General features: G+C 55.4%; 7 protein-coding genes. 4 read left to right on the top strand and 3 right to left on the bottom strand.

The window, feature by feature from the left end; translation table 11 throughout:
* The first annotated feature begins 126 nt into the window (after nucleotides 1-126).
* The 3 genes from ACWPW2_RS12180 to ACWPW2_RS12170 all read left to right on the top strand — a co-directional run bounded on the left by ACWPW2_RS12180 (nucleotide 127) and on the right by ACWPW2_RS12170 (nucleotide 5,981).
* Complete coding sequence (locus ACWPW2_RS12180; protein WP_454123216.1) at nucleotides 127-1,032, top strand: flagellin N-terminal helical domain-containing protein; 906 nt, start codon at nucleotides 127-129, stop codon at nucleotides 1,030-1,032.
* Between the two features lie 199 nt (nucleotides 1,033-1,231).
* Nucleotides 1,232-2,137, top strand: coding sequence for a flagellin N-terminal helical domain-containing protein (locus tag ACWPW2_RS12175; RefSeq protein WP_124967950.1), 906 nt, complete (start codon nucleotides 1,232-1,234; stop codon nucleotides 2,135-2,137).
* A gap of 193 nt (nucleotides 2,138-2,330) precedes the next feature.
* On the top strand, nucleotides 2,331-5,981 hold the full coding sequence (locus ACWPW2_RS12170) for a glycosyltransferase (protein WP_454123215.1): 3,651 nt from the start codon (nucleotides 2,331-2,333) through the stop codon (nucleotides 5,979-5,981).
* Nucleotides 5,982-6,047: 66 nt separating this feature from the next.
* Here ACWPW2_RS12170 and ACWPW2_RS12165 read toward each other — a convergent pair whose 3' ends face one another.
* Together ACWPW2_RS12165 and ACWPW2_RS12160 are read right to left on the bottom strand one after the other, a co-directional pair.
* On the bottom strand, nucleotides 6,048-9,614 hold the full coding sequence (locus ACWPW2_RS12165; RefSeq protein WP_454123213.1) for a glycosyltransferase: 3,567 nt from the start codon (nucleotides 9,612-9,614) through the stop codon (nucleotides 6,048-6,050).
* A gap of 191 nt (nucleotides 9,615-9,805) precedes the next feature.
* Nucleotides 9,806-10,603: a class I SAM-dependent methyltransferase gene (locus ACWPW2_RS12160; protein WP_235180448.1), complete on the bottom strand. Its 798-nt coding sequence runs from the start codon at nucleotides 10,601-10,603 to the stop codon at nucleotides 9,806-9,808.
* Between the two features lie 303 nt (nucleotides 10,604-10,906).
* Between ACWPW2_RS12160 and ACWPW2_RS12155 the strand changes: the two genes are divergently transcribed.
* Complete coding sequence (locus ACWPW2_RS12155; RefSeq protein ID WP_034813178.1) at nucleotides 10,907-12,058, top strand: DegT/DnrJ/EryC1/StrS family aminotransferase; 1,152 nt, start codon at nucleotides 10,907-10,909, stop codon at nucleotides 12,056-12,058.
* Nucleotides 12,059-12,090: 32 nt separating this feature from the next.
* On the opposite strand, the gene ACWPW2_RS12150 is transcribed toward ACWPW2_RS12155, so the two are convergent.
* Nucleotides 12,091-13,215, bottom strand: a complete 1,125-nt coding sequence (locus ACWPW2_RS12150; RefSeq protein WP_454123210.1) for an FkbM family methyltransferase — start codon at nucleotides 13,213-13,215, stop codon at nucleotides 12,091-12,093.
* Nucleotides 13,216-13,232: the final 17 nt, after the last annotated feature.

The following is a 13,232-nucleotide window of genomic DNA, read 5'->3' as shown; positions in this document are numbered from 1 at the left end:
GCAGAATTTGTTCAAAAAACATAAAAAAGACTAAAGAGTTCGCAGGAGTCGTCGATAACAATTATGACGGTGATGAAGCCGATGGCGCTTACCGGAATATAAATTTCTCACTGAAGGATAACTATCATGGCTGTTATTAATACTAACACCCTGTCGCTCACGACCCAGAACAACCTGACTAAATCACAGTCTTCTCTGGGTACCGCTATTGAGCGTCTCTCTTCCGGTCTGCGTATCAACAGTGCAAAAGATGATGCTGCTGGTCAGGCGATCGCAAACCGTTTCACCTCTAACATCAATGGTCTGGGTGTTGCAGCGCGTAACGCCAACGACGGTATCTCGCTGGCACAGACCGCTGAAGGCGCGCTGGGCGAAATCAACAACAACCTGCAGCGTATCCGTGACCTGACCGTTCAGGCACAGAACAGCTCTAACTCCGCGTCCGACATCGACTCCATCCAGGCTGAAGTTAACCAGCGTATGGAAGAAGTGAACCGCGTGACCACCCAGACTGACTTCAACGGCATCAAAGTGCTGAACACCGGTACCGGCAGTAGCAGCTACGATTTCCAGGTGGGTTCTAAAGACAACGAAAAGATCTCCATCAGCCTGAGCTCTTCCAACTCTTACAACCTGTACAACGCCACCGGCGCCACTGCACAGACTACCGGCCAGACCATCAACGGCAACGCCCGTGCTACTGCAGCTGAAGGCTTCGATGTGCTTCAGGGTACCGTAAGCAGCGGCGGCGCTACCAACGGCTCTCCGCTGGCGGATATCGATGCGGCGATCAAATCGGTTGACTCCCAGCGCAGCCTGCTGGGTGCGTCCCAGAACCGTTTTGAATCCACCATCACCAACCTGAACAACACCGTGAGCAACCTGTCATCTGCCCGCAGCCGTATTCAGGACTCCGACTACGCGACCGAAGTGTCGAACATGTCCCGCGCGCAGATCCTGCAGCAGGCCGGTTCTTCCGTGCTGGCCCAGGCCAACCAGGTTCCGCAGACCATGCTGTCCCTGCTGCGTTAATCCGCAGATCACACAGTACAAAAAAGCGCCGCTTGCCGGCGCTTTTTTATTTTCTGCGCTGCTTCTTTTTTCGGCAGAATTTGTTCAAAAAACATAAAAAAGACTAAAGAGTTCGCCGGAGTCGTCGATAACAATTATGACGGTGATGAAGCCGCTGGCGCTTACCGGAATATAAATTTCTCACTGAAGGATAACTATCATGGCTGTTATCAATACTAACACCCTGTCGCTCACGACCCAGAACAACCTGACTAAATCACAGTCTTCTCTGGGCACCGCTATTGAGCGTCTCTCTTCCGGTCTGCGTATCAACAGTGCAAAAGATGATGCTGCTGGTCAGGCGATCGCAAACCGTTTCACCTCTAACATCAATGGTCTGGGTGTTGCAGCGCGTAACGCCAACGACGGTATCTCCCTGGCACAGACCGCTGAAGGCGCGCTGGGCGAAATCAACAACAACTTACAGCGTATCCGTGACCTGACCGTTCAGGCACAGAACAGCTCTAACTCCGCGTCCGACATCGACTCCATCCAGGCTGAAGTTAACCAGCGTATGGAAGAAGTGAACCGCGTGACCACCCAGACTGACTTCAACGGCATCAAAGTGCTGAACACCGGTACCGGCAGCAGCAGCTATGACTTCCAGGTGGGTTCTAAAGACAACGAAAAGATCTCCATCAGCCTGAGCTCTTCCAACTCTTACAACCTGTACAACGCCACCGGCGCCACTGCACAGACTACCGGCCAGACCATCAACGGCAACGCCCGTGCTACTGCAGCTGAAGGCTTCGATGTGCTTCAGGGTACCGTAAGCAGCGGCGGCACCACCGACGGCTCTCCGCTGGCGGATATCGATGCGGCGATCAAATCGGTTGACTCCCAGCGCAGCCTGTTGGGTGCGTCCCAGAACCGTTTTGAATCCACCATCACCAACCTGAACAACACCGTGAGCAACCTGTCATCTGCCCGCAGCCGTATTCAGGACTCCGACTACGCGACCGAAGTGTCGAACATGTCCCGCGCGCAGATCCTGCAGCAGGCCGGTTCTTCCGTGCTGGCCCAGGCCAACCAGGTTCCGCAGACCATGCTGTCCCTGCTGCGTTAATCCGCAGATCACACAGTACAAAAAGCGCCGCTTGCCGGCGCTTTTTTTATGCAACACGCCAGACAATCGCCAGATTTAAGCCCTTTTCAATAACGTTATTTCCCCCTCGAAACGCAGCCATTCCCGCACAATAACCATAACTACACTTGCGCCCGCCGTAGCGGGACGAGGTAAAACCGGTTGAGGATGACGGATGCACACCATATTAATCAGTATTGATAGCTTCGACGCGTTCACGCAGCCTGCGGCTGAACTTATTGATATTGCTGACGCGCTAATCGAATCCGGCTGGCACGTCGAGGTCATTTGCCCGACGGCGGGTAAAGCGTTGGGTCACGAAATTGCGCGTCTGACGGCAACAGGCCGCTTCGCGCTTATCACCGATAAGCAGGGCGAGCCTGCCAGCCATTACCACGTTATCTGGATCTACCGCGGCTTTTTCAGTGAGAAGTTACTCGACGCCCTGAGCGCCGGACGCCTGAGCGGGGCGATGATCTTCCGGCACTACAGCGATTACAATGACATCTACATTCCCTGGGGTGTCGCGCTGGAAAACCGTCTCGCTGCCGTGACGCTCAATCTCTCGCCGCGCACCTCCGCCATGTTATTGCAAACGGGGATCGATCCGGCCCAGCTTAAAACCATGCCGTGGTGCGTGCCGCGCCGCTTTGCGCAGTACGTGCGTACGCGTGAGCCGCAAAAACTTACCCGTGCGCTCTTTATGGCACCGTCGATGTCAACAGAGATGTATGAGGTTCAGTCCCGGGCGTGGGAAGCGGGCATCAAGATTGAGTGGTTCGATCTCAGCCAGCAGGTTGAGCGTATCGAGCCCGCTGGGCTTGAGCAGTACGATGTCATCATCGGCAACGAAGAGAGTGTAGCGAAAGCGCTAGCCCTCGGCATTCCGCTGTTTCTGGTCAACCAGGGCTATGTGGAAGGCTACCTGGGTGACAATAACGTCGCTCAGCATGAGGCGGAACATTTTAGCGCGCTCACGCTGCGCAACTGTCCGGATGCCGAGGAGTGGGTCGACCTGCTGCAAAACGGCTATGCCGAAGCGCTGAAATGGAGCCAGGCTCAGCGGGAACATTTCGCCACTAAATGGACACTGGAGACCCAGCTCGACAGCCTGCTGGCGCAACCTTTGTCAGAGAAGCCGCTGCTGATCGATGAAAAAGAGCGCTACACCCTGCATTTTCACAGTAAAGCGGTGCTGGCCCAGCAGCAGACCAGCGATTACTCTCTTACCCGCTGGTTTGACGATCGTAAGCTCAGCGATGCCCGCCGCGAGGCGCTGCTCTCCTTTGCCGCAGCGTATCCGCACAAAGCCACCCTCGGCGTTATTATTCTTGGCGAAGGTGCGCAGGCGGCGAAAACCAGAGCGTCGGTTGAGAGCCAGTCGCTGGCACCCGCCAGCATTGATGTGATTGCCGAAGAGAGTGGCTGGCCTGCGGCCGTGAACGCGCTGCTTACCACGCGCGAAGCCGGGTCGATGCTGTTTATTCCTGCGGGCTATACCTTACGCGACGACGCGCTGTTGCGTTTCGTCGGGCAAGCGCTGCATCAGCCAGACGCCTTGCTCTTCTACTGCGATGAGATGACGCAGGGTGAGGGCAACGATCCTGAGCTGACGCTGCGCCCGGAAGTGAATATTGATTTACTGCGCGGTTTTCCCTATATCGGGCGCGTGCTGCTCTTCTCACGTGAAGCGGCGCAACAGCTTGGTGGCCTCAATTCACACTATCCGCAGGCGGCGATGATCGATCTGCTGTGGCGCTTTGTTGAAGCGCAGGGGGCGCAGGCGCTGGGGCGCGTGGCGGAAGTTCTGGTGGAGAACCCGCAAAAAGCGGCAGCCTGGTATGCGGATCCGGCGGTGACCGACGAGTGCGGCGAGGTGCTGCTTGCGCATCTGCAGCGCCTCGGTATCAACGCCTCGCTGGAGGAGGGCAACGCCCCGGCGATAAAACGCCTTCGCTACCATTGGGGTGTCACGCCGCTTATCTCCATTATTATTCCGACCCGCGATCGCTTTGCACTGCTTAAGCGCTGCATTGAGAGTCTGATGGAGAAGACGCGTTACCCGCACTATGAAGTGCTGATCGTAGATAACCAGTCCGTCGAGGAGGATGCCTGTCGTTTCCTTAACGATCTTGCCGGGCTTGGCATCGATCAGGTGCGCATTCTGCGTTATGACGCGGCGTTTAACTACGCGGGGATCAATAATGCTGCGGCCCAGCAGGCGCGCGGTGATGTGCTGGTGTTCCTCAATAATGATTGTGAAATCATCGACGGCGACTGGCTTGATAGCTTACTGGAGCAGACGCTGCGCCCGGAAGTGGCACTGGTTGGCGCCAGGCTTGAGTACCAGGATGGCCGTATTCAGCACGGCGGGTATCTCCTCGGCGTGCAGCATGGCGTCGAAGTTGCTTTCGACGGTGCCGACAGCCAGAGCAGCGGTTTTAACCACTTCCTGAAAACGCCGCGTAACCTGGCGGCGGTCAGCGCGGCCTGCATGATGGTGCGTAAAGAGGTGTTTTACGCCCTTAATGGCTTTACCGAGGAGAAATATCCGCTCTATTTTGCCGACGTTGATCTTGGCTTGCGGGCGCAAAAGCTCGGCTATCTCAATGTCTGGACACCTTACGCCCGCGTCAAACATATGGGCGGGGCAACGCGGCTGCTGGGCAGCAAGATCGGCGTGCAGGAGCGCCCGTTGCTGGAGGATTATGCGACATTGCGCAAAGAGTGGCAGCAGGGGCTTTTGGCAGAACCCTCTTACCATCCGTTAATGCAAAAGATGGGCAAAGCCTTCACCCTGAGCGACAGCATGGCCCGGCTGCACCCGCCATTACCGGGGCGGCCGCTGCCGGTGGTAATGGCGCATCATATTAACTGGGTTGGCGGCGGGCATCACCGTGTTATGCAGCCGTTTAAAGCGATGGAGCGCCATTTGATGCTGGAGGGCGGACTGATCAACACCATTCCCGGTGTGATGGAGGCCGCACAATTACGGCCGGACGTTATTCTGCTGGAACTGATTACCGGCAGTCGCTTCCCTGATATTTTCAGGCAGTTACGCGAAGTCAGCGCTGCGAAAATCGTGCTGGAGTATGATGACTACCTGCTGAACGTACCGTTAAAGAATGGCAACCGGCAGCATTTCCCACAGCAAATGATTAAAAGCTTCAGAAAAGTGGTGGACAGCGCCGACTGGCTGGTGGTCTCGACCGCGCCGCTGGCGGAGGCTTACAGCCGTTTCCATTCTGACATCCGTATTGCGCAAAACCGGCTGGCACCTCATCAGTGGGGGCATTTACGCAGTGAACGCGGGGTGGGGAAAAAGGTGCGCGTCGGCTGGGCAGGCGGCAGTTCGCACAGCGGCGATCTGGAGATCCTGCTGCCGCTTATCAAGGCGCTTGAAGGGCAGGTTGAGTGGGTCTTTATGGGCATGAAACCGCGCAACGTGCAGTGCGAGTTCCATCCCGGCGTGCCTTTCGAACTCTACCCGGAAAAGCTGGCGAGCCTCAATCTTGATCTCGCGCTGGTGCCGCTGGAAATCAACCAGTTCAACGAGTGTAAAAGTAATCTGCGCCTGCTGGAGATTGGCACCTGTGGCGTGCCGATTATTGCCACCAATATTGAACCGTACCGCTGTGATCTTCCGGTGACGCTGGTGGAAAACCGCTTTAAAGAGTGGATGAACGCCGTGCAGGCCTATATTAACGACGCGGATTTACGCCATCGCCATGGCGACGCGCTGCGCGAAGCCGTGCATCAGCACTGGTATCTACGTGACAGCGGGCTGGACGAGTGGCGTCACGGCTGGTTGCCGACAGAAAAGTAGCGCGCAATATGTAAAAAGGGAGGCCAGATGGCCTCCCTTTTTTATTAGCGTCTATCGCAACCAGGCTTAATCAGGCAGCCAGATACGGGCCTGCTGAAGCAGCGTCTCCTCATCCCAGAAACCCTTCTCCCGCACATACGCATGCAATGCATCGCCAAGGGCCGCTGAGGCAGCGCGATCGTTGAGGTGGTTTTCAATTGCCTCGCGCCACAGTTTAGGTTTGTTCTCCACGCGCGTAACGGCAGCAACATCCCGGGTAGAGAGAAGATCGCTGCAGATAACCGGCACGCCGCAGGCACCATATTCCAGCACCCGACGCGGGCTGATAGTGCGATTCCACAGATTATCCGCCATCGGCAGTAAAGCGAGATCCAGATTGAGGCTGGCCAGCTTCTGCGCAAAAAAGGGCGCTTGCACCGCGACGTGATACTCGGTCACCAGCGGGCGCAATGAGGGCGGGCAGTAGCCATAGAAGACCCACTCAACGCGATCTGCCAGCTGACCAATTACCTTGTGAATCACTTCCAGATCGCCGACATCTGCGGTGCTGCCGATCCAGCCAATGCGCATTTTATCGCCGATACCGCGCAGGGTATTGAGCGCTGACCACAGGCGCGGATCGAGGCGAGCGGGCATAACGCGGATATCGCTATGCAGGCCCGCGCACTGCTCCGCCAGCACATCGCTGGCGACCACCAGCCGATCAACATGGCTTAAGGTGGCGCGCAAGGCTGCCGCTACCGCCTGCGGCGGATCGTTGCGCTCCGCCGCGTTCGCCGGCATGGCAGGTAACCAACCATCGAGGTCGAACACTTTAAAAAGGGCATCCCCCTGCGGCAATCGTCTTAACCACTCCTGCGTGCCGGCACTGATCTGGCGATGAACAATTAACGCATCCGGCGCGAAGCGAGCCAGGTCGACGTAGCTACTGGCACGGTAATTGATCTGCCCTTCAACCAGCCCCACTTCATGCATCAGCGAGAGCGGCGTATCAAGACGCTGCTGACTCTCGGGTAAGCTGCGTAGCGGGAAAGAGACCAGGCGCGGGATCGGTTTCCAGTGCAGCGGCTGCCAGCTGTTATGGCGATCTACCTCAAACTGGAAACCTGCGCCATCCTGGGAGAGGTTAGGGTTATAAGCCGGATCGTTGGCGATGATCGGCAACCATTTGCGGTACATGGTGTCCTGTTCAGCCATAAAACGCTGGCGTTTTTTCTCCTGCACCGTTTTATCGACGTGAGTCTGGCTGACGCTGCCCTCATGCATCACCACCGCGTGCGGTGTCCATACCTCTAAATAGCCCGCTTCACGCACTTTCAGACAGAGATCAACATCGTTATAGGAGACGGTAAATTGCGCCTCGTCTAACCCGCCGACCTGCTCATACACAGATTTGCGGATCAGCAAACAGGCGGCGGTCAGCACATTGTAGTTCTGGTCGACACGCAGACGGTTCATATAGCCGCTGCGATCGTTTTCGCTACCGATAAAGGGGTGATCCGCCGGTCCACGCAGCCCGAGCACCACGCCAGCGTGCTGGATCTTTCCGTCAGGGTAGAGCAGTTTTGCACCGGTGATACCCACTTCCGGTCGCAGAGCGTGGTTGAGAAGATTATCCAGCCAGTCGGGGTTAATGATCGCGGTATCGTTATTCAGCAGTACCAGGTAGTCACCGCGTGCTTCCCGCGCCGCCATATTGTTGATGGCAGAGTAGTTAAAAGGATGCGGATAGCGCAGAACGCGGATGCGTTCAGGATCGATGACCGAGATCCCCTCCAGCCACTGCAATGCTTCCGGGGTTTCGCTGTTGTTATCGACAATCAGCAGCTCGTAATTACGGTAGCGCGTTTTTTCCAGCAGGCTGGTGACACAGGCGATCAGGATGCGCAGCTGATCTTTGGTCGGGATGATAATCGACACCAGCGGCTGTTCCTGATGATGGTAGCGCAGAGCGTAAAGCCCTTCGCCGGTCACCGCCACCTGACCCTGAGCGTAGCCGCGCTGGTGCAGATGCCCGGTTAAAATGGCCAGCTCTTCCGGCCGGGTGACAATCTCCGGCAGGTGGCCGAGAAGAAATGGCTCCGGAAGGTGTCCGGCAAAACCGATCCCTTTCTGCTCAATCAGCCGCACGATGTACTCAAATTGCCACGCCTGCGCATAGTGCGGGTTGAAACCGCCCAGCTCACGCAGCGTGCGGGTACGAAATAGCCAGTGGCGCGCCATTTCCGCCGGGTAGCTCAGCAGTAAATCGAGGTTAAAGTCCGGGCGAAACGCCGTCGAGTGGATATCGCCTTCATGCTGATACAGCTCGTCACCGTAGAGCGCATCACAACTTTCCGCGCCGTCTAGCGCCAGATCGAACATCAGCATGCCGCTGGAGAGCAGCGTTTCGCCAGCCTCAAGGAACAGCACCCAGTCTGTTGCATGGTCGTTAAGAAAGGCATTAATGTGCTGCACCGTTTGCGCTTGCGCCGCGACAACAGTGATGGTGTCCGGCGCGGTATGTGGCGCGGTTTCGCCTACCGCAACCGCTTCAAGCGTTAGCCCGTAGCCGATGTAGCCGTTGATGCTGTCAAGCGTGCGCCGGGTAGCCACCGGATCGCGGTCAGCGTGCAGGATAAATACCGTCAGGGTTTGCGCAATGCCGCGCGCCTTTGCATACGCTTCGGCATAACCGCAGTGCTGGGCAGGAAGCGTGCGCTGTTGCAGCCACTGCTGAATTTGATAGCTCTGATAATGGCGGTTTGAGAGATGCGTTGCGTGCAGCATGCCGTGAATGATGTTTTCCGACTGGAACGCTTCAGGGGCGTTCAGCGGTGCCACTTTGACGACGCAGTTCTCTTCTTTATTGCCTTTGTACCACCCCATTTCGCGAATAAGCTGCGGGAAGCGGGTGTAGGTACGGTTGATCATCTCGCGGTACTTCTCTTCGCGTGCCCACTGGCTGCTCTGATTTTCCGAGATGCGAAACGCGGCGAGAGCGTCAGCAACAAACGCCAGATTTCCATGGCGCAACAGCTTGACGTAGAGGGCGACATCGGCGAGGAAAGGCATCGATTCGCCATTTAATTTAAACAGCTCATCTTTATATGCCAGCAGATCGTCGCGATAGCAGAGCACGGTGCTCGGCTCACCGATAAAGTTCACCTGGTGATCGCCAAGGAAAGCCACTACGTCCGCGCCATCTATCACCACGTCGCAACCGAAAGGGAAGGCGGTGGCATTAATATCAGCAAGCGGTTTACCCGCTTCGTCGATACGCGTACGTCGGCAGGAAGCCAGACGGTTCATCGGGGAGGCCTCTATCGCCGCGACCAGCCGGGTTACACACTCCTGATAAATAATGTCATCGTCGTAGAGAAATTTAATGTATTTCCCCTGGGCTTCCTGAATACAGCGACGGACATTGTTCTCTTCACCCAGCTGTGTCTCATTTTTAAAGTAACGAATGGGCATTGCGGCCTGACGCGCGTAACGCTCTGAGAGAAGCCGTATGGTGTCATCGCGACTGTCGTCGCAGATAATAATCTCGCAGTTTGGCCAGCTTTGATTGAGCGCGCTAAGAAGCGCCGTTTCAAAAAAGTCAGGCTTATAAGCTGGAATGGTAATACTTACCAGAGCGTGTTGGTTCATTCTGTATCCGTGTCGAGCCACCTGCGGGCGCAGGGGGCATGATGGGTTCAGAATGAACGCGGTCATACGCCCCTTTATTCAGCCGCTACATCGCTGAATGTTTCTGCGCCTGTTCTGCTGATGGTGGGTAACAAACATTGCCAGTCAGTCGCCTGGCTGGCTGTGAAGGCGCGCAGTTGCGGCCTTATTGATTAGCGGGTTTTCCAGTAATCCATAAAGCCCTCTTTGCCGAACAGCCAAAGGGTTTGCAGTTCATTATTGATGTTGTCGACCAGCGGTTTGATTTCGCTATAGGGCTGGCGCAGCAATACCCAGGATTTACTTTTCGGGCTGTAGAGAGAGGATTGATACCCCCACTGCTCCATCAGAATGCTCATACTCTTATTGGTGTGCACCACCGTATGTACCGGGACATCGGTGTAGAACCAGTCCGGATCGCACGGTACGCGATCCACCACCACGGTATGAATCAGCAGCGAGCCATTATCCGCCACCAGCGCGTTGACATCGTCGAGATCCTGGCGGGTCAGCACATGTTCGAACATGGCGGAGTTGATCACCATTGACCAGGCACCCTTCTGCGGCTCATCAATATAGCGGTGTTCCGGGTTGCGCACATATTTGTCGTAGCAGGGGATTTCACGGTTGAAATATTTGCGCTGAATATGGCTCAGCGTGCCATAACCGGAGGCGTAGTCGAGCATGCTGGTGGTATCGATAATGTTATTGCGTGCCAGCAACTCAATCATTAATGCTTGCTCAACATAGGGCGGCTGATTAAACCCTGTTGTATCGCGGCCACCGGTTTCGCTGTAGTGGTGGAAATCAATATTTAACTTTTCCCACTCTTCATGGCTCAGCTCTTTATGAGTCTGTGAACTCAAAAAGCCGCAATGGGGACATTCATAAAACTGCACCGGCACCAGCTTGCGGGTAAAACTCTCGGTTGACGGCGCGCAATAGTTATCTTTTTGAAAATAAAATTTCATTTCCGTGTCGCAGATAAGGCAAGTGTTTGTTTTCATGAAGATCCTGATAATTTCGCCATAAGGGTAAGAAAAGAGGGTGGCGGTAGCGGAGTGTACTCAGTCAGCCTGCTCGCCAGTCTATAGGATGAATTTGACATAATTTGCGCATATTCAGCCGCTAAATATCCGCTGTTTTGCCCCTCTTTTTATGGGATAGCGCGCTCGTATCGATAATTAGCACCTGAAATAGGGTTTGTTTTACCGATAAGCCCGCCGGGCTCTCGCTATGATGCATATCTACCCTTTATTCCTGTAGGTCCGCGTATGGGCGATAACATCTTTGTCACAAGTCCTCTGTTGCCTCCTCTTGAGGAGTTCATTCCTTATATGGAGCAGATTTGGCGTAATCGCATCCTCACCAACGGGGGGGATTTTCACCAGCAACTGGAGGCTGAGCTTGCCGACTATCTGGGGGTGAAACATGTATGCCTCTTTTCAAACGGTACGCTGGCGCTACTTACCGCGTTACAGGCATTGCGCGTGACGGGCGAGGTGATTACCACCCCTTATTCGTTTGTCGCCACCTCACATACGCTGCTGTGGAATGGGTTAACGCCTGTCTTTGCGGACATCAATCCCCAGACGTTTAATATCAGCCCGGAGTGCATCGAAGGGCTCATCACCCCGCAAACTACTGCGATCATGCCGGTGCACTGTTACGGTATTCCCTGCGAAATCGACAAGATCCAGCAGATTGCCGATATCTATGGCCTGAAAGTTATCTATGATGCTGCCCACGCCTTCGGCGTTCGTCAGAATGGCACCAGCATCCTCAATCACGGCGACTTATCCGTGCTGAGTTTCCATGCCACCAAAGTGTTTAACACCTTTGAAGGCGGGGCGATCATCTGCCACGATGCGCGGACAAAGCAGCGTATTGATTACCTGAAAAACTTCGGTTTTGCCGGCGAGACACGCGTTGTCGCGCCCGGTATCAACGCCAAGATGAATGAGATGGAAGCGGCATTTGGTCTGTTACAGCTGAAATATATTGATGGCGCATTGGCCGCGCGCAAAACGATCTACCAGCGCTACTGTGAAGGCTTGCAGGATGTGGCGGGTATTACGTGGTTTGATGCTGGTGGACGTTTTGAGTGGAACCACGCTTATTATCCGGTGCTGGTCGAAGGGGATTACCCCATGGCGCGCGACGCGCTCTACGAGGCGCTGAAAGAGGAGGGGATCTACTCCCGTCGCTATTTTTACCCGCTGATTAGTTCCTTCGCCATGTATCGCCACTTACCGTCAGCGGCACCTGAACACCTGCCGGCGGCAAACGTTATTGCCGAGAAGATCCTCTGTCTGCCGATCTACCCCGACTTAACGGAAGCAGAACAGCAGCGCGTGATTGATGTGGTGCGTAAACATGCGCACCATAAAGGTAAGCCAGGCGGCCCGGTAAAAGAGGTGGCCTGAACAAAAAAGCTCTGTTTTCACAGAGCTTTTTTTTATCCTTTTATCCTGGCCGGTGGCACCGCATAGAGCACCAGTTCGTAGGCCAGCCGCGGATGGTGCGCACGCAAATAGAAGCGATAATCGCTGTGTAACTGCTGGATAAAGTGCGGAATGGAGAGCAGATCGCCCGGTTTATGATAAAGGCTGATGGCCAGTATCGGTTGCCAGCGAGCGATCGTCTCCTGCGCCCCCTCGAGCGCAGCCAGCTCAGCCCCTTCGATATCCATCTTAATAAAGCTCACCCGCTCACCTGCGGTAACATCATCAATCTTCATCAAATCGATCTTGTCGCCATCCGCACTCTCGCTCAATGACGAGGAGAAGGAGTTAGAAGCATTAAAGTAGAGCGTGGTGGCTTCATTCCATACACCGGCCTGGAAATGGAGACACTGTGGTAGCGCGGCGGTATTTTTTTTCAACTGGGCAAATGTCGTGCTGTCCGGCTCGAAAGCGTAAATTCGCCCGGCATCGCTCGCGCCATCGCGGGCCAGCGCGCGGGTAAACGCGTTGATGCTGTCGCCGTCAAAGGCCCCGCAGTCAATAAACACTTCATTATCTTTCAGCGCAATAATCTCTTGCGGAAAGTAGTGCTGCGGGTGGTAGAGCGCGCCATATTCGCCTTCGCATGCGCTGATGCGCTGGTTCAGGTAGGCCAGTAAAGTCGCTTTTGAGGTTTCATCCGCCAGCTGCTCATAGAGTGCGGTTAACGGCTGCTGATGCGCCTCGCACCAGGCGAAAGTAAAGTACTCTTTGGTGTTCACGCCCATAAACGCGCAATCAAAGAACAGCATCTCGTGGGCGTTCTGGCTCAGGCTGGCTTTCAGCGCCTCGTCGACAAACTGCATGGCAACAATGTAGTTATAGCGTCTGCCCGTCTGCGCCAGCGCTTCAAAGGAGACCAGCGGGCGGCCATTAAACTCACTGCCGGGGCGCAGGTAGTCGCGGCCAATCGCCACTTCATCAACAGGCATCTGTTCACGCTGCATAAATGCCCAGGTCTCTTGTGCCGCATAGCCCGCGCCGCAAAGCACAATGGGATCGCCATTGGCCTGCATCCGCGCCACGCTATCGATAAAGGTGTTACGGCGGGCAGAAATCAGATTCAGGATTGAGGTCATCGCCATCTCCGGGGCAT

Source organism: Kosakonia sp. Marseille-Q7440 (genome assembly GCF_965119485.1).
The sequence above is the reverse complement of the archived record's forward strand: the minus strand, read 5'-3'. Positions and strand labels throughout refer to the sequence as shown.